Genomic DNA, 25,338 nt, shown 5'->3' on the forward strand with positions numbered 1-25,338 from the left:
ATTTTAAACTATAATGACTGAAGTAAAAAAGAAAAAATCTGCAGCACGTGAATGGGCAGATGCACTGGTATTTGCAGTAATTGCTGCAAGCTTGATCCGTTGGCTCCTCCTTGAGCCATTTACTATTCCCACCGCATCAATGGAGAAATCCCTGCTCGTAGGCGATTTTCTTTTTGTGAGCAAAATGCATTATGGAACAAGGATTCCGAGGACACCCCTTCAGGTACCTTTGACCCACCAAAAAATATGGGGAACAGATGCCAAATCGTACGTAGATTGGATCCAATTGCCTTATTACAGGCTTCCGGGATTTTCTGATGTGGAAAGAAACGATGTGGTCGTTTTCAATTACCCTTCTGAATTTGAATTTCCGGTAGATCTCAAAACGAATTACATCAAAAGGGCTGTAGCCGTTCCCGGCGATGTCCTTGAAATCAGGAAAACCCAGATTTTCGTCAATGGTGAGGCTTCATCCAATCCTGAAGAAATGCAGTTTTCTTATGACGTGATGTCGGACAGAAATCTTACCCCTGATTTTTTTGATGAATATGGCATCAACCAAGACAGTTTTATGCCTTTTTCCAACGGCTCCGGCTACATGGTCATGGCTACAGCTGAATCTATCGAAAGATTGAAAAGTTCACCTGCTGTAGGATCTATCACCATGAGACAGGACCGTGAGGATTTTGGAGACCCTAGAATCTTCCCTGATGGCGCTTATTTTGGTTGGAACAAGGACAATTGGGGACCATTGGAAATCCCGGGAGAAGGTTGGACAATAGAAATGACAAAAGACAATATCGCCAAATATGCCTTCACCATTGAAAAGTTTGAAGGCCATGAAGATGTAAAAGTCCAGGATAATGAATTGTATATAGATGGCCAAAAGGTCACTTCATATACTTTCAAGCAAAATTATTACTTTATGATGGGCGACAACAGGCACGATTCTCTCGATTCAAGGTATTGGGGATTTGTACCCGAAGACCATATTGTAGGAAAGGCTTGGTTCTTATGGCTATCCCTTGACAAGCATAAGTCGATGTTCAATAAGATACGTTGGAGCAGGTTCCTAAACGGAATCGATTAAAAAAAGCCGGGATTCATATCCCGGCTTTTTTTATGAGTACTTCTTTCAATTCCCCGAAGTCCTTATGACATTTTTTTCCTAAGTGAAGAAATATCCGATTTCTTGACTACCTCATTATTGACCACAACAATCGGAGCTGATTTACAAAAATCCATACACTTCGTTTTGACGATTTTGTACTTTCCTTTGTGGTCGTCAGACTTCACAAGCTCTTTAATCTCCTGCTGCAGCTTTTTGCAACCTTCTTTTTTACAGTCAGGTCCATTGCATATAAAAATAAATTTACGGTAGGTTGCCATGTAGTTTGGTTTAATTTGACAGTAAAGTTACACGCTTTTGGGTTTGATGATTTTATTTTGGCACAATTAACCGTGAACCCATTGCATCAGAAGTCCACTCAAATAACCCCCATATGTTCCTAGGGCATAACCCAAAACAGCCAATAAAACCCCTACCGGTGCCAGAGAAGGATTGAATGCAGAAGCAACTATAGGTGCAGAAGCTGCGCCTCCGATATTGGCCTGGGAACCCACTGCTACATAAAAGAAAGGAGCTTTGATCAGGTATGCCACTGAAAGCAGCAAAAAGATGTGGAACAAAATCCAGATAATACCAATCAGAAACAATAGTGGATTGTCAAATATAGCCATCAGGTCCATTTGCATCCCTATAGTCGCCACAAGAATATAAAGTAATATCGAGCCCATTCTGGAAGCTCCCGCACCTTCGAGCTCTCTTGCCTTGGTAAATGACATCAGTAAACCTCCTGTTGTGGCCAAAACCACAATCCAAAAAAATGTGGAATCCAAAGAGTATTGACTTAGCGTAGGATAATTTGTGCCGATATACGGTGCTACAATATCTGCAACATAATGGGAAAAACCTGTAATTGCGAATCCGATTCCCAATATCACCATGGTATCAGATAAGCTTGGGATCCTTAGGATGCCCTCTCGATAAGTCTCCACTTTTTTCTGGAGTTCCTGAATGGCAGAGGTGTCTGATTTTAAAAACTTATCAATTTTTTCAGGCTTTGCCCCCCAATACAATAACACTGCCAACCATAAATTTGCAACCAATACATCTACCGCAATCATCTGGCTAAACAATGAAGGACTTGCTCCAAATACCTCCAACATCGCAGTCTGATTGGCACCTCCCCCGATCCAACTTCCTGCAATGGTAGAAAGTCCCCGCCAAACCTCGTCAGGACCCACACCATTTAATATCTCGGGGAAAAATGAGGAAACCACAAACAATGCAAATGGGCCTCCCAATATGACGCCAACCGTTCCTGCCAAAAAAACCACCAATGCCTTGGGTCCTAATTTCATTATACCCTTGAAATCCACACTCAGAGTCATCAACACCAAAGATGCAGGCAGCAGATACCTTGATGCCACTTTATACAATCCTGAGGATTCACCGGAGATGATATTGAATGAATTGAGAAGTGCCGGGATAAAATAGCATAACAGAACTGAAGGCACTATACTGTAAAACTTTACCCAAAATGGTGATTTGCTTGAGGAGGTAGAAAAAACCAAAGCCAATATGGTCATCAATAACCCAAAAACGACGGCATCATTACTGATCAAAGGACTGCTTTCTTGCATGCTTGATAAAGGTTAGTCCTGCAACAATACTACAATTAGGAGAAACTTCAAAACCTGGAATTCTCCCACAAATAAGTGAATTCGCCAAGCATCATGGCCGTAGCTCCCCAAACTACCTCATTTTCAATGTCAAAATAGGGTGCTTCAAAACTCAAACCTGAACTTCCTTTAATCTGAGTCAGTTTTCTGTTTTCTTTATCTAAAAGTACAGGAAGAGGGCAGCTGATAATCCTCTCCACTTCGGTGGCTTGGGGATTAAAATCCGGCTTTTCTGCGATAAATCCGATATAAGGAGACACCAAAAAATTACTCGGCGGAATATAGACATCACTCAACTTGCCCAACAACGTGACTTTTTCGGCATAGACACCGATCTCTTCTTCGGCTTCCCTGAGCGCGGTCACACTTAGGTCTGCATCCTCCGGTTCCCACTTCCCTCCCGGAAAGGCTATCTGACCACTATGCACCCCGGGATATTCGGGTCTTTTGATAAAGGGAACAAAACTGCCGTTGCCTTCAGGGTAAAATAGCATCAATACGGCTCCCTTTCTATGGTCGTCCCTGACAGAAAATCTTTTTTCGTCAATCGGCTGGGGCAACATCGAAATATGACCAAGCCTCCCCGGCAGCGGGTCCTGCAATAGTCTTTCTAATCTTCTGACTACCTTATTCAGCTCCATTTGAAAAATCGATGTTTTGGAGCTTCTTGATAAGGTACCCTGCTTTGGGATAATTACTGATATGGAGAGGATGCTTGAAGGTGATGTATTTGTGCTCATCAGGCATGATAATCCATATCTTCGGAGTAATTCCACCTTCCTCCTCAAAAAATCCCGTCACCATCAGGTGCTCCGGGCTGACCCAAATGGCTTCCTCAAAACCCCCTGAAGGTCCAATAAACATCAACCTTTCACGCATGCCATTGGATTTGAAATAAATCACTTCCGAATCGGGGTTAAAAGAAACCTGGGCTTCCTCCGGCATTACGACTTTGTAACTGTAAATGTCCACTACACCATGACCGTCAGGATTTGGGACAAGGTACTTATGAAGTGGGTGGTCTTGCTGTATAAAATTCTCCTCCGGCCATTCCAATGCTTCAAAGGGGATTTCCTTACTCATCTCGAATCCCGCCACGTCAAATGTGGATTCCTGCGATTTCCAATATCCGGTCCAATTACTTAATTGCTGAAGCCCTGAAGCAAGAAGCTGATTAAGTTCCTCCTCTTCGGAAATTGATGTTTTCTCTACTGTTTCTTCTGTTTTTTCTTTTTGAAATGTACAGGAACCCAAGAATACCAAGCATGCAAATAAAAACCTGGAAGAAAATATTTTGGCTGATAGGGACATTTTTGGAGACATAAAGAATACGAATGAAATATAAAAACCCCAAAAATCAAAAAAGGTCAGAACATTGTCCCAACCTTTTTTATCTCTCAAACCTATTAAACCTATTGTAGATATTCAATGTATGAATAGCACGCTCGAAAGGTAAATAATGTTTTTTTATTGTCCAAACAATCGATTGCGAAAATTATATTTTGTGTGTTCCAAAATCTTAACTACGGGTTTTTGAAGCCATTTCTATCCCCAAAAATCCGCTGTTATAACCTGTTGAAATACTTAAAAATAAGCTCATCCTACAGAATTTTTTATGTTATTTTAATTGTCGGCTTTTTGAAAAAAAAATTTCATAAATGAAAATATTTTTCCCGTCAATTAAAAAAACTGTATTTTATTCTTTCTAAGTATAATTTATTGACCTTAACCGGTCCAAACAACATTTTCATGAGAGAGAAATTGACCGACGAGACAGCCCTTGTTCTTATTTCGGGATTTGATACTTATGTAAGAGAATTCAATGAGTTGACGGACCTGACTCCGGCTTTTTTTAAAGCAAGAGACTGGAAAGCCATGCAGCAAAATCACCGTAAAAGACTTCGCTTATACAAAGATCAGGTGCGTACTACCTGTCAACTTCTGAGTGAAATGCTTTTGGAAAATGCCAACAGTTTTGATTTTTGGAAAACTGCTAAATCGCATTATTCACTGCTGATATCCAACAAGAAAGACAAAGAACTGGCTGAGACATTTTTCAACTCTGTTATCCGCAAATCTTATTCTGGTCTTGCCATCAATGAAGACCTGATGTTTGTCCATGAAGGTTATAATTCCTGCGTCATTTATCCAAATGACAATCTTTACCACAGCTATCCCTCTGATTGGGGATTAAAGAAGATTATCCAAAAAATCCTGGAAGATTTTGATTTTGGGGTTCCTTATATGAACAAGGAAGAGGACATAGAATTTTTGATCAAATCTGTCAAAGACGTGATATTGACCAGGTATATCCCTTCTGCTGAAAGTACCACGCAGGTATTGAAGTCCGTTTTTTATAGAAACAAAGGCGCCTATGTCATCGGCCGAATCAAAATAGGCAACAAATGGATGCCATTCATTATTCCTTTTCTCAATGGCCCTAAAGGGGTATTTGCAGATACCATGATCTTTGACCCCAACCTGATGTCCGGATTGTTTAGCTTTTCCAGGTCTTATTTTATGGTCAAAGCCGACATTCCTTCGCAGATGATATCATTCCTCAATGCGGTGATTCCCAACAAAAAAATCCATGAACTTTACAATGCGATCGGGTTTAACAAACATGGGAAAACAGAATTTTATCGCGATTTTTTAAGTCATCTCAGTCAGAGCCACGATAATTTTGTCTTGGCCGAAGGGGTCAAAGGGATGGTCATGACAGTGTTTACACTCCCCTCGTACAATGTAGTATTCAAGATGATCAAGGATTACTTTGATCCACCCAAAACCATGACCCGACAGGAAGTACGTGAAAAATACAAGATGGTCGGACTTCATGACCGGGTAGGCAGGATGGCAGATACGCATGAGTTTGAAGAATTTCACTTGCCACTCGACCGGATTGACCCAACGTTGTTGGAAGAACTCCTCAGCACGGTAAATTCCCTCTTATACACAACCTCTGATGAACTAATCCTAAAACATGTGTACATCGAAAGAAAGATGGTTCCTCTCAATATTTACCTCGAAAATTGTACTACCGAAGAAGCCCGGCAAGCTGTGGAAGAATACGGGGATTCAATTTTGGAAATGGCAAAAGCCAATATTTTTCCCGGTGACATGATGACCAAAAACTTTGGCGTAACGAGACAAAAACGGGTGATTTTCTATGACTATGATGAAATTGAGTTTTTGACAGATATGAATTTCCGGGAGAAACCAATACCGGAAACTTATGAGCAGATCTATGCGTCATCTCCTTGGTATGACATTGCCCAAAACGACGTTTTTCCGCAGGATTTCAAACGGTTTATGATTGGCAGGAATGATGTCAAAAACCATTTTTTCGATTTCCATACCGAGCTTTTCAATCCCGACAATTGGAAAGAAATCCAGTCAAAAATCCTTTCAGGTCAGGGAATCCATGCATTTTCTTATCCACAAAAGATCCGATTCCGACCAGGGGAGGAAATATAAATCAAGGTTTATATAGTTTCAATTCATGCAAGACCATTCAATTCTCCTAAGCAAAATCAATTTATAAACTGATTGCTGTCAGGGATTTGAATAGGGTTTATGGGTAATTTGGAGTGTCAATAAACAAGGAAGCCATGAAAGTTATATTCATGATCATTCTACTGATTCACGGCCTTATCCACTTGTTGGGATTCTTAAAAGCCTTCCTTCTGGCCGAATTAAACGAAATAACCAACCCCGTTTCCAAGCCTATGGGCTTGCTTTGGTTATTGGCAGCCCTGATTTTGGTGTTGGCCGCGGCATTGATGTTTTTTAAAAACCCTCTTTGGTGGTTGTTTGCAATAATCGGTGTCCTGATTTCCCAAGTCCTGATTATCGTTTTTTGGAAGGATTCTCTTTATGGAACAATACCCAATATCCTGATCCTGACTGTTGCCCTAGCTGCCTTTGCCCATTACGGTTTTGAGAAAAAAATCAGAAAAGAGGTCACTTATATTTTGGAAAATTCAAAAGAAGAACTGTCTTCTCCCATTACCAAGCAGGAAATCTCCCAACTTCCAGAATCGGTACAGACTTGGCTGAATGCAGCAGGAGTGATAGGTAAACCTCGAATCCAAAGTGTATTTATGAAACAAAATTACCAGATCAAATTAAAACCTGAACAGAAAGATTGGTATACAACAGTTGCGGAACAATATTCGACAATATCCCCTCCGGCTTTTGTTTGGAAAGCTGAAATTGAAATGATGCCGGCAATCAGTGCTTTTGGTAGAGACAAATTTATAGGGGGAGAGGGAGAAATGGTTTTTAAGTTATTTTCGGTTTTTTCGGTGGCAAATGACGGACCCAATCCACAGATCAACGAAGCTGCCTTGCAGCGTTTTTTGGGTGAGATTGTTTGGTATCCTACCGCCGCACTGCATGATGATATTACTTGGAAAGAACTTGGCGACCATTCTGCAAAGGCCACTTTGACATTAGGAGGACTTTCAGGATCAGGTATATTTTCTTTTGGCAAAGATGGACATGTCCGGATTTTTTCGGCCTTGCGTTATCAGGGAAGCGGTCCCGAGGCCAAAAGATCAGAGTGGACCGTAAATGTGACCTCCACAAAAGAATTTGACGGTATCAAGGTCCCTGCATCCGGTGAGGTTACCTGGAAGCTGGATTCGGGTGATTGGACATGGGCAAAGTTCGAAATAGTGGCATGTAATTTCAATCCAAAGAAATCGGGTTACTGATTTTCTATTGTGTGAAATTTTAACCCTTCTCATTTAAATCTGTAATTTGCGAAGTTTTAATCCCTACCCGATGAACAAAATTCTGCTTCTGCTATTTGTTTCTTTTTTGATTCCTGTGGCCGTCATGGCTCAGTTCACTTATGTCGGCATCCAAAATAGCCAAAGAAAGGGAATCATAAGTGCGATGATGAATCCTGCTGAAATGAACAACTTATCCAGAACGGTCGAGGTACAGTTTTTTGCTGCAAATGCGGCTATCGGTAACAATACTTTGACTTTTTCAGAAACCATAAAATATCGAAATGATCTTTGGGATAAAATGATGGAGAAGGCAGACCAGCCTGTCGATGGAAATACTGACGGGTCGGCAATCCTTCCTTCTTTTGGGATGAAAAAAGGAAAATGGGCTTTTGGGCTTATTTCCCAAATCCAAAGCAGGGCAACTATCCTAAATGTCAACCCTGAAATAGGAAGATACCTAACCGGAAATGATAACTACAGTAATTTTTTACTCTTCAGTATAAACAACCCAAACAACCAAAGAGCAAATTTTGCTACGTGGTTTGAATCAGGTATTGTCATCGGAAGAGAAATCTGGAATAGCCCAAAAAGCAAGTTTTCGGTAGGTACCAATTTCAAATTGCTTTTCCCTACCGGATATACCAATTTTGGAATAGGCAATCTCAGCGGAACTTTGGTGGTGGACCAAACTGCCGTCACCTTGACAAATGCCCAGGGTATAGTTAATTTTTCCTATAATGAATCGGTGGTCGACACCAGAAATTTTAATATAGATTATAACAATATAAGTCTTGGAGGACTGTCAGGGGTTGGATTTGACTTTGGTTTCAATTACCAATTGAAAAATAAGGATGGTGTATGGCTGAATACAGGCATGGCTTTTAGAAATATCGGAAAATTGAGCTTTGGTGGCGGCCAAAACAACCAAACCTTCGAGATGAACATTCCCGAGGGAGAATCCTACAGGATAGACCTCCTAGAGCCTGATTTCAGGTCCATTGAAATGGATTTTTTGGAAAGCGGCTTTTTCTCCAGGGAATCCAACACAGATGGCTTTGAAGTTGGACTTCCGACTGTATGGGCTGCAAATGCGGATCTGAAATTGACGGAAAAGTTTTTTGTAAGCGTCTACGGACAGAAATTCATTCAAAGCGAAAAGAACAACCTCCAGATTCCTGCCATCAGTCTCATCGCTGTGACTCCAAGTGCGATATTTGGAAATTTTGAAGTTTATTCCTCATGGGGATACTATGATATAACCGGTTTTAACGGCGGCATTGGATTCCGTTATGGCGGATTTTTCATTGGTTCTCAATCGATTATAACAGCCTTGGTGGCAGATGCAAAAAAAGCCGACCTACAGGTCGGCTTGAGTTGGGGATTTGGTAAGAAAATAACGGAAAACTTCTAATATCCTGATTTCCCCAATCGGATCAGGATTTATTAATTGATCTTTTGTCTAAAGGATACAGCAGGTAGGCTGAGACTGTTGTATAAATTCACTTCAGGATTGTCAGCCCATGCATACCTGACTTCCACCGGATTTTTTACTTTGGAGCTAATTACCTCTATCTGATTGGTTCCAGTTATTTTCCCTTTGGCTGCTTCAAACTGTCCATCTTCCCCGGCAAGAATAAAACCCTTAACCTCAGTTCCGGAGGACAATTGCAATCCTTCCCCCACAAAATCAAACGTGACTATAATTTTTTCACCTTGCTTTTCTGCAGAAGAAAATATGGGACCTGTATGGATGACATCTTCCCCGTAGGCGACTTTTTTTGCTGCCTGCCAAAGCCTGAGACCTACATCTTTTTTGTTTCTTGGATGGATATCCCCCGCATTTCCTACGTCTATGGTAACTGCCATTCCGGTATTGGGAAGTTCCAAAGTCTGTGTCTGCGCTTCTCTCAAAAATGCCCAATCAGAGCCAGGCTGTACATCTTTCCTTTCCATATAATTGGCCAATTGAACAAAAAGGAAAGGAAAATCGCCGATACCCCATGCTTCCCTCCAGTTTTGGATCATGGTGCTAAATAGCCGCTTGTAATGTTGATGTTCACCGGTATTACTCTCTCCCTGATACCATATTACACCTTTGATGGGGTATTTCACGATGGGTGCAATCATGGCATTGTACATCATTCCGGGAAGCCAATTGTACCATTCCACTTTTGGAATTTCCTCCTCTATCCTATTATTGTATTTCCATTCTCCTTCGAGGGAAATTTTCTTTCCGCCAGATTTGACAAAAAACTCACCGCTTTTTCCCAATACCGGAGAGTTGTTCCATGTATTGACTATCCTTACGGCCAACAAATTTTCTCCTTTGACAATCATTCCTGCAGGAAGCGTAAACTCCTTCACCGCATCACCATAATCTTTAAGTAAAAGCCTTCCTCCATTGAGGTAGATATAGGCCATCTGTTGGATATCGCCAAGGTTCAAAGAGACATTGTCAATATTGGTTACAGTAAATTTTTTGCGGAACCAAGCAATATCCGAGAAAGGATTATCTCCCGGAAGATTCACGGTCTGCCAGTCACTGTCATCAAAGTTAGTATTGACCACACCCTTAATTTCGCCGTTTTGTGGTGCCGCTACCAAATCATTTCTTTTGAGTTCTCTGACTTTGTTGTCAATGATTTCTTGGATCCAATAGTCATTTCTATCTAGGACATCTTTTGCTTTCTCCTGATAAGGCGGAAAGTCAATCAATTTTTCTGATGCAGTCCAACCTTCGGCAGGTGTCCCACCCCAATTGCTTTCAATGATGCCTATGGGAACACCCTTTTCTAAGTGGTTTCTTTTGGCAAAAAACCATGCTACGGCAGAGAAATTCATGAGGTTGTCCGCATTGGCCGATTTCCACTCTCCTCCCCTGACGTCACTTTTTTCTTTTGCATCATAATCGTGGGGGATTTTGAAAAATCGGATCAGGGGATAATCACTGTCTGCGATTTCTTCCTGAAGACCTTCCACCTGGGCACTCATGACCCATTCCATATTGGATTGACCTCCGGCAACCCACACATCACCGATCTGGATATCCCGGATTATTTTTCCGTTGACATCCAACACAAATGGACCTGAAGCAGGCATTGGCTCAAATTCTACCATCCAATTACCATTGTCATCGATCTCTGTTTCCTTTTCCTGATTGTTGAATTTGGCAACAACTCTTTGGCCAGGTGTTCCATCACCCCAAACCCTGATAGGCTGGTTTCTTTGGAAAACCATATGGTCCCCAAAAAACTTGGGCATAAAAACTTCACTGAGAGGTTGATTGGATTGGCAGGAAAATGCAGTCACGGCCAACATGATGAGCGAGGCTTTGAAAATTGATTTTAACATAGAAATAGGTTTTTTGGGAACGGACGAAATTATTTAATCAGAGAAACTGTGTCAAGAAAATTTGGGAAAAACCTTGGTTCAAATCACCAATTTTCATCACAGTTTTAACAAAAGCATCGCCACACCAAAGTAAACCGATAAACCCAACAGGTCATTGGCAGTGGTGATAAAAGGCCCGGAGGCAATGGCGGGATTGATGCCAAACCTGTCCAAAACCAAAGGGGTGATTGTACCCATAAAAGAAGACAAAAGCACCACGCAAAACATCGCCAATCCAATCGTAAGGCCAAAAATGGAATCGAAACGGTAGATAAATACCACTACCAAAAAAACAAAAGCTGCCAAGACCACCCCATTGACCAATGCAATCAGCAGACCTTTGACAAACCGCTGCCAAGGGGTGTCATCGAAGACAGATTTGGAAGCCAAAGACTGTACCACCAATGAAGAAGACTGAATCCCGACATTACCGCCTGTGGCCGCTACCAAAGGGATAAAGGAAGCCAAAGCAATGTATTTGCTCAATCCAACCTCAAAGAAACCGATGATTTTGGCTCCCATCAATCCTCCGATAACCCCGATCAGCAACCATGGCAAACGGGCTTTGGAAATCCTGAAAATAGAATCTGATTCTTCCACATCAGCCGAGATACCTGTCATCGCCTGGATGTCCTCATCCGATTGTTCTCTGATCAAATCCAAAATATCATCGACTGTGATCCTTCCTACAAGACGGTTTTTGGCATTGACCACGGGAACGGATTCGAGGTCATACTTTCTCATGATTTCAGCGACTTCTTCACCGTCCATATGTGTGGAAATGGAAATGAGCTCAGGTTCATAGATGTCTGAAATTTTAGTATCTGCCGAAGCAAGGATGATTTTTTTGAGAGAGACCCTACCAAGCAGGTGCTGTCTGTTGTCCACCACATAGATGGAATAGATTTTCTCCACTTTTTCTGCCTGCCGCCTGATTTCCTCAATAGTCTGGACGACATTCCAGTTTTTATTTGCCCTGATAAATTCTTTGGCCATCAAACCGCCTGCTGAATCTTCGTCGTAGCGTAATAGATCAAGGATATTGGCCGATTTTTCTCTTTCCTGAAGGTGGCTGATGACGTCTTCTCTATCTTTGGTAGGCATCAGGATGAGGATATCCGCAGCATCATCAGATTCCATCTGATCGATAAGTCCCGCCAATTCAGTTGGTTCCAATTCGCGGATCACCTGAATCAAAGAATCTTCATCCAATTCAATCAAAATATCAGCTGCTGTAGTGGAGGGTAGCAACCTCAAAACATAGATCGCCTCGTCCATATTGAGTTCGTCCAATAGGGAGGCAATATCTGCCACGTTGGCACCTTCAAATGACTCTATGATGAAATCATTGTTCTGGATTTCAATGCTGTCCTGAAGGCTCTCCAGATATTCTTTGGAAAGTTCAAATGATTTTATTGGTTCCAAGATTCCTGTATTTTTTGAGTTAATCCGATAAATTCCTGCACATCCAACTGCTCAGCTCTTTTGTCCATGATAGGATCTTTGGCCAGTTCTTCAGAAAGCCCAAATGATTTTAGACAATTTCTCAAAGTCTTCCTTCTTGTTCCAAAACCCTGCTTCACCACACGAAAAAACAGTTTTTCGTCGCATGCTAACTTTTCTACTGTATTTCTTTTGAGTCTGATCACTCCTGAATTGACCCTTGGAGGGGGATTGAATACGCCCGGAGGTACAGAAAAAAGGTATTCAATGTCATAAAAGGCCTGCAACAAAACCGACAGTATCCCATAATCTTTGTTTCCTTTGGGCGAAGCAATCCGCTGTGCCACTTCCTTTTGCAACATACATACCACTTCTGTCACTTGACTTCTTTGCTCCAATACATTAAAGAGAATTTGCGAAGAAATGTTGTAAGGAAAATTCCCGATGATGGCATATTGTTCCTGCATGAGAGTAGCGAAATCCTTTCTCAAAAAATCCGCCTCAATGATTTTTTCTCCAAGATCAGGATATTTCTCCCTGAGATATTTGATCGATTCTCTGTCGATATCGACAAGGTAAAGGTCCCATTTTTCCTTTAAAAGAAAATCGGTCAACACCCCCATTCCGGGTCCTATTTCGAGGACTTTGGTAATGCCTCCATGGCCCGTGATGGCCTTGGCAATATTCTCGGCAATCCCCAAATCTATCAGGAAATGCTGTCCAAGGTGTTTTTTGGGTTTGACCTTTTCCATGCGGTATACTCTAATTATTTTATCTAAATTGCGTGTCAAAAATAAGAGAATTATCACAAAGCCCTACTATTATTTAAAATGGCAGAGTGACGTTTTTTATGACTTTGGCAATATTTCTTTTCCCCAAAAAAAGAAGGATTTCAAAGTTTTGAAGACAATAAATCTAAATCAATAACCAACAGTATTCGATAAATTTTAATGAACCAAAGAAAAAACAAACCGGTCATTGGCATCAGTATTGGAGACATCAATGGCATTGGTGCTGAAGTTACCATCAAAGCACTTTTGGACAATAGACTGATCAAACTGGTAACTCCTGTGATCTATGCACATGGCAAAGCCCTCACTTTTTATAGAAAACACCTCGGCATTGAGGACTTTAACTTTATGCAGATAAAAAGCATCGAAGAAGTCCACCACAAAAAGATAAATGTCATCAACGTATTGGAGGAAAGCCCGGAGGTAATCCCCGGAATGGAAACCCATGAAGCCGGCAAATTGGCTCTTGCCGCTCTTGACCATGCGATCAAAGACCTCAAAGACAACAAAATTGAGGCTCTGGTCACGGCACCATTGAACAAAAACAACATCAACAGCCCTGAAAAGAAATTTGTGGGACACACCGAATACCTGACCGAGGCATTTGGAAGCAAAGACAGTCTGATGTTTTTGGTAGCCGATGGCATCAGGGTTGGATTGGTTACGGGACATGTACCCCTGAAGGACGTATCCAAAAACGTCACTACTGAAAAAATCAAATCCAAGCTCAATATCATGCTGAAGTCTCTTAAAGACGACTTCGGTATTTCCAAGCCAAAAATAGCAGTCTTGGGCCTGAATCCCCATGCAGGTGAGGAAGGTCTTTTGGGAGATGAAGAAGAGAATATCATCAAACCTTTGATCAAAGAATACAAAGACAAAGGCCATTTGGTTTTTGGTCCCTATTCGGCAGATGGTTTTTTTGGGATGATGCATCAAAAGAAATTTGACGGAATCTTGGCCATGTACCATGACCAAGGCCTAATACCATTCAAGTCGCAGGCATTTGAATCAGGTGTCAACTATACTGCAGGACTACCTGTCATCCGTACCTCTCCCGACCACGGCACTGCCTACAATATCGCAGGCAAAAACGTGGCAGATGACGGTTCGATGAGGGCTGCTATCATGCAAGCCTATGACATCATTCGTCACAAAGGAAATTGGGAAGAAGAAGGCGAAGGCTAATGAATTGAGAATGAATAATTTGGTGATTAATTATTGTTGGGAAAATGAGAAAATTCGTGCTTTAGCCTTCATCATTCATCCTTTCGAAAATAATTTTCCGCCAAATTTTATTTTTCTAAAGCATTTCCCTAAATTTGCGGTCTTGAAATAGCAGGAGGTACGTGAAATTCTTAAGAAACTACGATATTGACGTTATCAAATTAAAGGATGGAAGGCATTCTATCACGTTTGAAGTCGGTAATGAGTTCTTCAAATATTACGAAGCTGAGGATTGGGTCAACGGAGCCGATATCACAGTTACTGTCAATGTAAACAAAACCGTTTCTGTTTTGGAAGTGGATTTTGATATCAGAGGGACAGTGGGATTGACCTGTGACAGGAGTTTGGAGGAATTTGACCATCCATTGGAACTGACTGAGAAGGTCATTTACAAATATGGTCCAATGGTACAGGAAATCAGTGAAGACGTCTTCATGATAACCAAAGATACCCCAAGTGTCAATGTTGCCCAGCTGATTTATGAATTTATCCTTTTGGCTATACCGGCCAAAAAAATACATCCGGATTATTTGGATGAGACAGATGAGGATGATTTTGAAGAGGAAGGAAGCTTCATTTATCTTTCTGATGAAGAAGAAGAAATAGAATCGGATGATTCAGATGAGGAAAGTCATCAGGAAAAACCGGCAGATCCCAGATGGGATATATTAAATAAATTAAAGAAAAAAGAATAATCTAAAATAGTATAGAGATGGCACATCCTAAACGAAAAATTTCGAAAACCAGAAGAGACAAAAGAAGAACTCACTATAAGTTGACAGCTCCTGGTCTTGCACAATGCCCTACCACAGGCGAATTTCATTTACCTCACAGAGCATTTTGGCTTGATGGCAAACTGTACTACAAAGGACAGGTGATCATGGAGAAAGAAGTTCTTGCATAAGCAATACGAGAAATCCATTTCATAAAATCCATCCTGATTCGTTTCGGGATGGATTTTTATTTGCAGTAAAATCTGTCCGGAAATGCCCAGAATGGTCTATTTGTCATTACCGCTATTCTAAAACCAAAAACCTTTGGTGGAAAAGCACATTTTAGATAATTTTGTCGCCTTGAAAGGAAATTCGAAAGTCTCCTCAAGGACAAATTCCAATACCACAACAAAGCCTGATGAATTAGGATAATTCAACCTACCTTAGGGCTTCAAACAAAATTTGAATGAAAAAAACCAGAGCAGTCATTACGGGAGTCCAAGGTTGGGTACCTGATTATATTTTGACCAACCGTGAGCTGGAAACCATGGTGGATACCAATGACGAGTGGATTGTCACAAGGACAGGGATTAAGGAAAGAAGGATTCTTAAAGGTGAGGACAAAGGGACTTCTGTGATCGGTATCAACGCTGTCAAAGGACTTTTGAAAAAAACCAATACCAATCCTGAGGACATCGACCTGATCATCTGTGCCACTGTAACCCCTGACATGCCCTTCCCTGCTACTGCCAACATTATTGCTGACGGTGTCGGAGCAATCAACAGTTATAGTTTTGACATCTCTGCAGCCTGTTCAGGATTTTTGTACGCCCTGACTATCGGTAGTCAGTTTATCGAAACCGGCATGCACAAAAAAGTGATCATCATCGGGGCGGATAAAATGTCATCAATCATAGATTACCAAGACCGGGCTACCTGTATCATCTTTGGTGATGGTGGCGGCGCTGTCTTATTGGAACCTACAACTGAGGACGTGGGAGTCATTGACTCTCTCCTTCATTCTGATGGTTCGGGAGCACCATATCTTCATATGAAAGCCGGTGGTAGCCGAAAGCCTGCAACCATGGAAACCATAGCAGCCCGGGAGCATTATGCATTTCAAGAAGGGGCTTCTGTTTTCAAGTTTGCAGTCACAAACATGGCAGAAGTCAGTGCTGAAATCATGGAGCGAAATAACCTCACCGCAGAGGATGTTTCTTGGTTGGTTCCCCATCAGGCAAATAAACGCATCATCGATGCCACAGCCAACAGGATGGGAATCGGTCCTGACAAAGTCATGCTAAATATTGAAAAATACGGAAATACTACCGCAGGAACTCTCCCTTTGTGTCTGTGGGATTATGAATCAAGACTTAAAAAAGGAGACAATATCATCTTGGCTGCTTTTGGAGGGGGATTTACATGGGGTTCGATTTACCTGAAGTGGGGCTACGACCCCAAATAACCAATAACAAAAAACCAAAATATAATAATGGCAAGTACTGCAGATTTCAAAACCGGACTGTGTCTGGAAATGAATAACGACATCTTTACGATTGTGGATTTTCAACACGTCAAACCGGGAAAAGGTGGCGCTTTTGTAAGAACCAAATTGAAAAGCCTTACCTCAGGAAAAGTTTTGGACAAAACTTATACAGCAGGAGAAAAAGTAACCACTGCTAGAGTGGAAAAGAGACCTCATCAGTTCATTTATCAGGATGATTTGGGTTACAATTTCATGGATACGGAAAACTTCGAACAAATCTCTATCCAAGAAAAACTTATCGAAAGACCAAAGCTACTGAAAGAAGGCCAAACAGTGGATATTTTGGTGCATGCCGAAACGGAAACACCTATCTCTGTGGAGCTTCCTCCTTTTGTGGAGTTGATGATAACTTACACCGAACCAGGCATCAAAGGTGATACCGCAACCAATGCTTCCAAGCCAGCTACTCTGGAAACAGGTGCTGTCGTAATGGTGCCCTTGTTTGTGGAGCAGGACATTATGATCAAGGTGGATACAAGAGACGGTTCTTATTCAGAAAGAGTAAAATAATTTTAATAAGCTATGTGATTTGCATAAATTACATAGCTTATTTGTTTTAATACAATATCAAACCTGAACCCAAATATCTAGAAGGGTTTTCATAAAACAGACACATCATGAAAGCAAAAGAAATCCAGGAATTAATAGATTTCATCTCAAATTCCGGCTTGGCCGAGGTAAAAATAGAAACAGAAGAGTTCAAACTTTCTATCAAAAAATATTCTGAAGCTCCTGCTGTCAAATTTGAAGCTGCACCTGCTCCTACTTTTGCAAGTGCGCCTGCACCCCAAGCTGCGCCTGCTGCCGTAGCTGCACCGCCTGCACCTGCCAAGGAAGATACTTCCCGTCTTGTTGAAATAAAGTCCCCGATGATCGGAACATTCTACAGAACTTCCAATCCCGATTCAGATCCTTTTGTGTCTGTCGGAGATTCAGTATCTGCTGGTCAAACTGTTTGTATCATCGAAGCCATGAAGCTATTTAACGAAATCGAATCCGAAATTTCGGGTAAGATCGTCAAAGTTTTGGTGGAGAATGCCACGCCAGTGGAATATGACCAGCCACTTTTCCTAGTTGATCCTGCAGGATGATTTTGTTTCACTAACCCTGAATGACTGTGTTTAAAAAAATATTAATCGCCAACAGAGGAGAGATCGCCCTTAGGGTAATCAGAACCTGTAAGGAGATGGGCATCAAAACCGTCGCTGTATATTCCACAGCAGACAAGGACAGCCTTCATGTACGCTTTGCTGATGAAGCAGTATGCATCGGACCTGCCCCAAGCAGGGAGTCATACCTGAATATCCCGAGGATCATCGCAGCTGCAGAAATCACCAATGCAGATGCCATCCATCCCGGATATGGATTCCTTTCAGAAAATGCTGAATTCTCAAGAATCTGTGAGGAGTATGGAATCAAGTTTATCGGTGCCAGCCCTGAAATGATCAATAAAATGGGAGACAAGGCCACTGCCAAAGCTACCATGAGAGAAGCCGGCGTACCGACTATTCCTGGATCTGACGGTTTGCTGGATTCGATAGAACAAGGAATCAAAGTCGCCAATGAAATGGGCTATCCTGTAATCCTGAAGGCTACTGCCGGTGGCGGCGGTCGGGGAATGAGGATAGTGCGGAATGAAGGTGAGTTCAAAAAATCATGGGATGATGCCCGCCAAGAATCAGGTGCAGCATTTGGAAATGATGCGCTTTACCTTGAAAAATACGTAGAGGAACCGAGGCACATTGAAATCCAGATTGTCGGAGACAGTACGGGAAGGGCATGTCACTTATCCGAAAGAGACTGTTCCATCCAAAGAAGACATCAGAAACTGCTGGAAGAAACACCTTCTCCTTTCATGACTGATGAGCTTAGAGAGGCCATGGGAAAAGCAGCCGTCAAAGGTGCTGAAGCCATTTCCTATGAAGGTGCCGGAACAGTGGAGTTTTTGGTGGACAAGCACCGCAACTTCTACTTTATGGAAATGAATACCCGAATCCAGGTAGAGCATCCGATTACGGAGGAAGTGACAGATTTTGACCTGATCAAAGAACAGATCAAAGTCGCTGCGGGTGAAAAAATCTCAGGCAGAAACTACTTCCCAAAACTTTATGCCATGGAATGCAGGATCAATGCCGAAGATCCGGCAAATGGTTTCAGACCGAGCCCAGGCAAAATTTTGAATCTACACATGCCGGGTGGAAGAGGTGTCAGGGTAGACAGCCATGTCTATGCAGGATATGTCATCCCACCAAACTACGACTCCATGATCGCCAAACTAATCGTCAGCGGTCAGTCCCGAGATGAAGTTATCGTAAGGATGAAAAGGGCTTTAGAGGAATTTGTAATCGATGGCATCAAGACCACCATCCCATTCCATATTGCCTTGTTGGATGATTTTGAGTTCAGAAATGGTAATTATACCACCAAGTTTCTCGAGACATTCGATTTTTCAGTGATCAAAAAATAATAATTCATAGCTTTCATATTTGTATTAAAACCGGAGGTAATCCTTCGGTTTTTTTATTTTCTACAAGTTGCATTCATTTTCAACGATTCACTGAGTCATTTATCCGGCAAATTGGGAATCAATCCCTCATGGCTAAAGTTTTTCTGTTAATTTTGCGCCTTGAAGTTTTACAAAGCTCAAAATCAATTATGTCATTAGCTACCAAATACAGTCCTGAAGCAACCGAATCAAAATGGTATACCTATTGGATGGAAAACAAATTTTTCTCCTCCAAAGTAGACCACAGCAAAGAGCCATATACCATTGTCATCCCTCCGCCAAACGTAACCGGAGTGCTGCACATGGGACACATGCTCAACAATACGATTCAGGATGTATTGATCCGAAAGGCCCGAATGGAAGGCAAAAACGCATGTTGGGTTCCCGGCACTGACCATGCTTCCATCGCAACGGAAGCCAAAGTCGTAGCCATGCTAAAGGAAAGAGGCATTGACAAAAAAAACATTTCCCGGGAGGAATTCCTCAGGTATGCCATGGAGTGGAAAGAAAAATATGGCGGTATCATCCTAGAACAACTGAAGAAATTGGGAGCTTCCTGCGATTGGGACCGAACAAAATTCACCATGGATGCCGACCTGAGTGATGCGGTGATTTCGGTTTTTGTGGATTTGCACAAAAAAGGAAAAATCTACCGTGGCATCCGCATGGTCAATTGGGATCCGCAGGGCAAAACTGCCCTTTCGGACGATGAGGTGATCATGAAAGAAATTGCCTCAAAGCTGTATTACATCAAATACAAAATAGAAGGAACCGAAGATCAATTCCTGACCATCGCCACTACCCGACCCGAAACCATCATGGCCGATGTGGCTATCTGCATCAATCCCAATGATGCACGGTTCTCACACTTAAAAGGAAAAAAAGCCATCATCCCACTTATCAACCGAACTATCCCAATCATCGAGGATGACTATGTTGATATGGAATTTGGTACAGGCTGCCTGAAAGTCACTCCGGCCCATGACATCAATGATTATGAATTGGGGATCAAACACAAACTACCTGTCATAGATATCCTGAATGACGACGGGACACTGAATGAAAAAGCCCAGATTCTGATCGGTGAAGACCGATTTATAGCAAGAAAGAAAATTGCCAAGCTTTTGGATGAAGCCGGCCAACTTGAAAAAATTGAGGATTACAAATCCAACGTCGGTCACTCTGAGAGGACTGACGCGGTGATTGAGCCGAAGCTTTCTTTGCAGTGGTTTTTGAGAATGGAAGAAATTACCAAACCTGCCCTTAGCTCGGTGATGGATGACATTATCCAACTCCATCCTCCCAAATTCAAAAATATGTACCGCTCCTGGATGGAAAATGTCCGTGATTGGTGTATCTCACGCCAACTCTGGTGGGGACATCAAATACCTGCATTTTACCTTCCAAATGGCGAATATGTGGTTGCCAAAACAAAAGAGGAAGCCCTGAAATTGGCAAATGAAAAATTCAATACTTCCTATTCTTTGGATGAATTGACGCAGGATGAGGATGTCCTGGATACGTGGTTTTCTTCCTGGCTTTGGCCGATATCGGTTTTCGATACCGACATATTTACCACAGGTGAGAAAAATGAAGACCTGAAATACTACTACCCTACCAATGACCTGGTTACAGCGCCCGAAATTCTTTTCTTTTGGGTAGCACGAATGATTATTGCAGGATATGAATACACGGGAGAAAAACCTTTTAGTAATGTCTACCTGACAGGAATCGTTCGGGACAAACTCGGTAGGAAAATGTCAAAGTCTCTTGGTAATTCGCCGGATCCACTTGAACTGATCAAAACCTTTGGCGCTGATGGAGTACGGACAGGAATGCTGTTTAGCTCTCCTGCAGGAAATGACCTTCCTTTTGATGAAAAACTGGTGGAACAGGGAAGGAATTTTTCAAACAAAATATGGAATGCTTACCGATTGGTACAGGGATGGGAAATAGATCCCAAACTTGATGGAAAAGAAAATGAGGCAGCTATAATTTGGTTTGAAAACAGGTTCAATGAAGCTTTGACCGAAATCGAGGAACACTTCAAGAAGTTCAGGATCTCAGATGCACTGATGGCAACTTATAAGCTTGTTTGGGACGACTTCTGCTCTTGGTACCTCGAGATGATCAAACCTGCCTTTCAGCAGCCGATTGACCAAAAAACCTTCGACAAGACTATCGCTTTCTTTGAAGATATTCTAAAAATCCTTCATCCATTCATGCCATTCCTGACCGAGGAACTTTGGCATCAGATTAAAGATCGGAAAACAGAAGAAGCACTGATCATCGCGGCCTGGCCCAAGCCAAAAAGCTTTGATTCAAAACTGATAGCGGATGCCTCACAGATTTTTGAAGTGGTATCGCAGGTAAGAAATACAAGGGCTTCCAAAGGAATATCTCCCAAAGAATCATTTTCCCTAACTGTAAATACGAAACAGGAAGAACTTTACAGGAATTTCGAAGCCGTTTTGAAAAAATTGGCAAACTTATCTGAGCTTTCTTTTGGCGAAAAAGTTGACAATGCAATGAGTTTTGTGGTGAAGTCGGATGAATGTTTTATCCCGATGGGTGACAAACTGGATGTTGAAAAAGAAAAAGAAACGCTTCAAAAAGAGCTGGAATATACCAAAGGGTTTTTGAATACTGTCCTCAAAAAACTCAGCAATGAGCGATTTGTGACCGGCGCTCCTCCCCAAGTGATCGAGGTGGAAAGGAAAAAACTCGCAGATGCTGAATCTAAAATCAAAGCTTTAGAAGAATCGCTGGCGAAGTTGTAGTGGGAGAATTTGAAAATTGAAAGGTTGGAGGATTGTAAATTGCAAGATTGAAAAATTGAAAAATTAGTAAGTTGGGGAAGTTAAAAAGTTTAAAGGTTAAGGGCAGATTGGAATATTGGAAGATCTCAAAATTGAAAGATTGGTACCGAATTGGCTACTAACACTGATCACTTCCCCTAAAACTACCTTCTGCCAACTTGCTTACAGAGACTGATTTCAATGATTACTGACCACCGCGACTGCTTACTGAATACTGCGACTGCCTACTGAAAACTGTCTACTGAAAACTGCCTACCTGCTCCTAGCTCCTTTAAAAACAATATTCTTAAGGATTTTGAGAAAATACCTAAAATCAGTGGCAATGGGTGAATGGGTATAAGCATCCAAATACCGCATTTCGGATTCCATGATTTCTTCCAAAGTACTTGGCATGTCCGCATAATAAGGCGGAATCAATCCCGGCTTGAATTGGATTCTTTTTTCTTTGAGTTCGGCATGATAAAGGTTAAAATATTGCTTGCTTAGGGGTCTGACTCCCACCAACTTGATATCTCCACGAAGGAGATTCCAAATCATAGGAACCTCATCCAACCAGACTTTCCGGAGCAATTTTCCGAAACGGGACACCCTAAAATCATCCTTGAATTTACCTCCTTCTGTCAGGTTGTTTTTTTGATACACAATATCCTGAAGAAACTCAGAATAGGGATACATCGTGCGTAACTTGTAGACATTGAACATAATGCCACCCTTACCGACTCTGGGTAATTTGACTATCGGCCAGTAAGTGGCATTTGTATTTTTGACGGGCTTACCTACTTTCCGCGCAGCGAAATACATAAATCCCCCAATTTCCTTCTCCTCAATCAACTCAAAACCAGCTGCGTACAGCCTACCGATTGCCTCCACACCCGACATCAGTTTTCCCTTTCCGTTTGTGATTTTATGGTAGATTTTTTCGGTAAAGGGTATCTTGGGGATGACTCTATAGATCAAAGAATCCCAAGCATAGCGGATTTTGCCAACAAGGCCGGAATGTTTTTGAAAAATCCTATTCTTCCTGTTTTCATACGTCTCCACAAAACCAATCAACAAACCCCCAAAGGAAAGTATCTGGTTAGCATCAGAAAGAAAGAGGTTAGAATTTGGTAGGTCATTTAATTTATACTGCTTTTCTAAAAATACCTTCACCATATTTTCAGCATTTTGTGAATCATTTTGAAAGTGATTTTTCAAAAAAAAGTAAACCTCCGCAGGAATGCCATGCGGGATTTTTTCCTCCGAATAATGCCCGGAATTCTGAAACAAATCTACTCCTACTAAACTGACTGATCTCATTTTACTTGAAAGAAATGGAACCTGCTAACGTCCAATTATTTAAAAATGGAAATCACCTTCCCAATTTATCGATAATTACATTAATACAATTTAGGAATGGCATTGATTTTTTTTATGGCTTCCTGAAAATCTATACCTATGATTTCTAGGTACCAACGGATGGTTTCAAAACGGGGGACGTTCTCTGCCTTTACTAAATTTAAGCCCATTTCCCTGCTGATCATTCCTTCTCTGATTTGGTTGCTGCGAAAAGTGTCAACCTCAGAAAACCCTGCAACCGTATAGTAGATATAATTATAAAATCCTGCCGTCCCATCCCCTATCCTCCAAGTTGAATCGGTGTCCGGGGATTTTTCCCAATTGTATTCAGATAAAATCAAATTATTGACCTCGTCTTCATTCCAAGGATAATAATCAAATAGCTGAAAATAATCCCTTTTGGGGGCAACATACCTGACTGCAAATGAACCCAAGCTATCCAACACAGATTGGTTAAAGTAAGCAGGGTTTGACAGCATTTCTTTTCCGATAAACCCAAAGAGTTTTAATTGGTTGGCGATAGAAAGAGAAAAAATCCTCTCTTTTTCGAATTCAGGTTTCAATCCTGCAAAACCTGTTTTGAAATCAGTGTTTTCCAGGTGGTTGACTCCCCAAATATTCAAGTTGATGCCTGTTTGTTTTTTGAGCCTGTCGGTATAATAGAAAAAATATTTGTCCCCTGCCATAAAAAGTGGAATCATGCCCAAAGCCGGTTTTCGCAACCAAGCCTCTACATTTTTCCTGATATTTCGACGCTTCCATTGGATATCCGCAGCGACGACCACATTCTCCACTCCGAGTTTACAACAAACTCTTGAGATATTCCTTCTAGCCAAATCGGTGACCATTCCCCAATCATAGGTGAAGGCAATTGGGTTTAGACCAAGCTCCTTCTTGACAAAGTGCAGTGCAAACGTACTGTCTCTTCCTCCACTGAAAGGCACAATACAATCAGGTTTTGACGAATTTTTGCGATAAGGTTCAATAAGTTGCCTCAAACCATCAAGGTTCTTTGGCCGGGATTTTGGTTTGTAATTCCTACAATAGTTACATACCCCTTCATGGTCAAATGAGATAAATGGGAAGGTTTCTGGCAGAATACATTTCGTACATCTTTTCAGGTTTTCAATCCTTTCCGACTGATTTTCCAAAAGATCAAAAAGATCCTTTTCTTTATTTCGGTTAAAATTTATCTCAGGCTCAATGACGATTTCACTTCCAGGCCCAGGGTTTTGGATAGAAGAAATCTGAACTGAATACGATGGGTTGTTTTCTGATTTCGCTTCAATTTGCTCACTTCGCTCCACTCCAATTTCCTTTAATTCCATTGTAAAAGGATCAAACCAAAACGCTTGATTTGGATTCACTTTTGAAATCAAAACCGTATCATCCAATTTTCCTTTTTGGAATAATGCCAACAGTTCTTGCATATAATGTATTTCCGATCCAAAAAACAGATAATTTCTATTGTCACTCAGGAAATATAAGGAGCCATTATTGGTGGCAAAAAGGAATGTATCAATTCCAGGAAAAAATGCCATGATGGAATAAGTCCCTTCCAATTGTGATAAGGATTCTTTTATTGCCTTTCCCAAATCAACCGGGTTTTGGGAAATGGTACTATCCAAAAGACTTAGGATGACTTCTGAGTCTATTTTGAATTCCCGTTTCATGTCGGGAAATTTTTCCCAAAGTGAATCAGCATTGACAACGATGCCATTGTGGATCAAAAAATTACCGTTTTTGATCACAGGTTGGTTGTTTTCAGTTTGCAACTGCGAGCCATTGGTTACCAGTCTCGCATGCCCAAAAACCGAAAAAGAGCATTTATTGCTCTTATACCGCTCCAAAGAATCTGAGATTGAGGATTTGACCTGGGTGGTGGCTAGCAGTTTTCTAATTCTTATGTCTCCTTTTGTCACCTTCACTTTCTTATCCAAGTGGTCCACAAAAGCCATTCCTGAAGAATCCTTTCCGCGCGACTCACTCATCAATGCAAGTTTTGAAGTCAGTTTCCTGATATCCTTATCCGAAATTCCGGATTCAGGTTTAACAAAAAGTCCAAATATGCCGCACATACT

Annotated in this window: 21 protein-coding genes; 12 read left to right on the forward strand and 9 right to left on the reverse strand. The window is 41.5% G+C overall.

The genetic code is table 11. From position 1 onward, the window contains the following. The first annotated feature begins 13 nt into the window (after window positions 1-13). Window positions 14-1,090 carry a signal peptidase I gene (lepB, locus tag DQW11_RS04895; RefSeq protein WP_113922846.1) on the forward strand — a complete coding sequence of 359 codons (1,077 nt, stop codon included), beginning with the start codon at window positions 14-16 and terminating at the stop codon, window positions 1,088-1,090. A 62-nt stretch (window positions 1,091-1,152) separates the two neighbouring features. Here lepB and DQW11_RS04900 read toward each other — a convergent pair whose 3' ends face one another. The 4 genes from DQW11_RS04900 to DQW11_RS04915 all read right to left on the reverse strand — a co-directional run bounded on the left by DQW11_RS04900 (window position 1,153) and on the right by DQW11_RS04915 (window position 4,056). Further along, window positions 1,153-1,389: a (2Fe-2S) ferredoxin domain-containing protein gene (locus tag DQW11_RS04900; RefSeq protein ID WP_113922847.1), complete on the reverse strand. Its 237-nt coding sequence runs from the start codon at window positions 1,387-1,389 to the stop codon at window positions 1,153-1,155. 66 nt (window positions 1,390-1,455) lie between these two features. Further along, window positions 1,456-2,706, reverse strand: a complete 1,251-nt coding sequence (locus tag DQW11_RS04905; protein WP_113922848.1) for a DUF819 family protein — start codon at window positions 2,704-2,706, stop codon at window positions 1,456-1,458. 47 nt (window positions 2,707-2,753) lie between these two features. Then, a complete protein-coding gene (locus DQW11_RS04910) occupies window positions 2,754-3,386 on the reverse strand; it encodes an NUDIX hydrolase (protein ID WP_113922849.1) in 633 nt (210 codons plus the stop codon). Continuing rightward, the gene (locus DQW11_RS04915; protein ID WP_113923222.1) at window positions 3,373-4,056 is read right to left on the reverse strand and encodes a bifunctional isocitrate dehydrogenase kinase/phosphatase; all 684 of its coding nucleotides are present in this window, start codon (window positions 4,054-4,056) and stop codon (window positions 3,373-3,375) included. The genes DQW11_RS04910 and DQW11_RS04915 overlap by 14 nt, the downstream gene beginning before the upstream one ends. A 438-nt stretch (window positions 4,057-4,494) precedes the next feature. Here DQW11_RS04915 and aceK point away from each other — a divergent pair, with 438 nt between their 5' ends. The 3 genes from aceK to DQW11_RS04930 all read left to right on the forward strand — a co-directional run bounded on the left by aceK (window position 4,495) and on the right by DQW11_RS04930 (window position 8,895). Beyond that, window positions 4,495-6,222 (forward strand): bifunctional isocitrate dehydrogenase kinase/phosphatase, encoded by a 1,728-nt coding sequence (gene aceK / locus DQW11_RS04920; RefSeq protein WP_113922850.1) that lies wholly within the window; start codon window positions 4,495-4,497, stop codon window positions 6,220-6,222. 134 nt (window positions 6,223-6,356) lie between these two features. After that, window positions 6,357-7,463, forward strand: coding sequence for a DUF6544 family protein (locus tag DQW11_RS04925; RefSeq protein WP_113922851.1), 1,107 nt, complete (start codon window positions 6,357-6,359; stop codon window positions 7,461-7,463). Window positions 7,464-7,533: 70 nt separating this feature from the next. Continuing rightward, window positions 7,534-8,895, forward strand: a complete 1,362-nt coding sequence (locus tag DQW11_RS04930) for a DUF5723 family protein (RefSeq protein ID WP_113922852.1) — start codon at window positions 7,534-7,536, stop codon at window positions 8,893-8,895. A gap of 32 nt (window positions 8,896-8,927) precedes the next feature. Here DQW11_RS04930 and DQW11_RS04935 read toward each other — a convergent pair whose 3' ends face one another. The 3 genes from DQW11_RS04935 to rsmA form a co-directional block, all read right to left on the reverse strand. After that, the gene (locus tag DQW11_RS04935) at window positions 8,928-10,835 is read right to left on the reverse strand and encodes a sialate O-acetylesterase (protein WP_113922853.1); all 1,908 of its coding nucleotides are present in this window, start codon (window positions 10,833-10,835) and stop codon (window positions 8,928-8,930) included. A 96-nt stretch (window positions 10,836-10,931) separates the two neighbouring features. Beyond that, complete coding sequence (gene mgtE, locus DQW11_RS04940) at window positions 10,932-12,299, reverse strand: magnesium transporter (protein ID WP_113922854.1); 1,368 nt, start codon at window positions 12,297-12,299, stop codon at window positions 10,932-10,934. Then, a complete protein-coding gene (rsmA, locus tag DQW11_RS04945) occupies window positions 12,287-13,069 on the reverse strand; it encodes a 16S rRNA (adenine(1518)-N(6)/adenine(1519)-N(6))-dimethyltransferase RsmA (protein WP_113922855.1) in 783 nt (260 codons plus the stop codon). Before rsmA ends, mgtE begins: the two co-directional genes overlap by 13 nt. 198 nt (window positions 13,070-13,267) lie before the next feature. Here rsmA and pdxA point away from each other — a divergent pair, with 198 nt between their 5' ends. The 8 genes from pdxA (at window position 13,268) to DQW11_RS04985 (ending at window position 21,880) form a co-directional block, all read left to right on the forward strand. Further along, window positions 13,268-14,296, forward strand: a complete 1,029-nt coding sequence (gene pdxA, locus DQW11_RS04950; protein WP_113922856.1) for a 4-hydroxythreonine-4-phosphate dehydrogenase PdxA — start codon at window positions 13,268-13,270, stop codon at window positions 14,294-14,296. 161 nt (window positions 14,297-14,457) lie between these two features. After that, window positions 14,458-15,030 carry a YceD family protein gene (locus DQW11_RS04955; RefSeq protein ID WP_113922857.1) on the forward strand — a complete coding sequence of 191 codons (573 nt, stop codon included), beginning with the start codon at window positions 14,458-14,460 and terminating at the stop codon, window positions 15,028-15,030. 17 nt (window positions 15,031-15,047) lie between these two features. Then, window positions 15,048-15,239 (forward strand): 50S ribosomal protein L32, encoded by a 192-nt coding sequence (rpmF, locus tag DQW11_RS04960; protein WP_113922858.1) that lies wholly within the window; start codon window positions 15,048-15,050, stop codon window positions 15,237-15,239. A 275-nt stretch (window positions 15,240-15,514) separates the two neighbouring features. After that, a complete protein-coding gene (locus tag DQW11_RS04965) occupies window positions 15,515-16,513 on the forward strand; it encodes a beta-ketoacyl-ACP synthase III (protein ID WP_113922859.1) in 999 nt (332 codons plus the stop codon). 27 nt (window positions 16,514-16,540) lie between these two features. After that, window positions 16,541-17,104, forward strand: a complete 564-nt coding sequence (efp, locus tag DQW11_RS04970; protein WP_113922860.1) for an elongation factor P — start codon at window positions 16,541-16,543, stop codon at window positions 17,102-17,104. A gap of 107 nt (window positions 17,105-17,211) precedes the next feature. Next, entirely contained in the window at window positions 17,212-17,685 is a 474-nt protein-coding gene (accB, locus tag DQW11_RS04975) for an acetyl-CoA carboxylase biotin carboxyl carrier protein (protein ID WP_113922861.1), read from the forward strand. A 26-nt stretch (window positions 17,686-17,711) separates the two neighbouring features. After that, the gene (gene accC / locus DQW11_RS04980; protein WP_113923223.1) at window positions 17,712-19,061 is read left to right on the forward strand and encodes an acetyl-CoA carboxylase biotin carboxylase subunit; all 1,350 of its coding nucleotides are present in this window, start codon (window positions 17,712-17,714) and stop codon (window positions 19,059-19,061) included. Between the two features lie 188 nt (window positions 19,062-19,249). Next, window positions 19,250-21,880, forward strand: a complete 2,631-nt coding sequence (locus DQW11_RS04985) for a valine--tRNA ligase (RefSeq protein ID WP_113922862.1) — start codon at window positions 19,250-19,252, stop codon at window positions 21,878-21,880. Between the two features lie 291 nt (window positions 21,881-22,171). Here the strand turns inward: DQW11_RS04985 and DQW11_RS04990 are convergent, their stop codons facing one another. Beyond that, entirely contained in the window at window positions 22,172-23,218 is a 1,047-nt protein-coding gene (locus DQW11_RS04990; RefSeq protein WP_113922863.1) for a sugar transferase, read from the reverse strand. A gap of 80 nt (window positions 23,219-23,298) precedes the next feature. Then, on the reverse strand, window positions 23,299-25,335 hold the full coding sequence (locus DQW11_RS04995) for a glucosamine 6-phosphate synthetase (RefSeq protein WP_113922864.1): 2,037 nt from the start codon (window positions 25,333-25,335) through the stop codon (window positions 23,299-23,301). Window positions 25,336-25,338 lie beyond the last annotated feature (3 nt).

The organism is Cognataquiflexum aquatile, assembly GCF_003316845.1.
Lineage (GTDB): Bacteria > Bacteroidota > Bacteroidia > Cytophagales > Cyclobacteriaceae > Cognataquiflexum > Cognataquiflexum aquatile.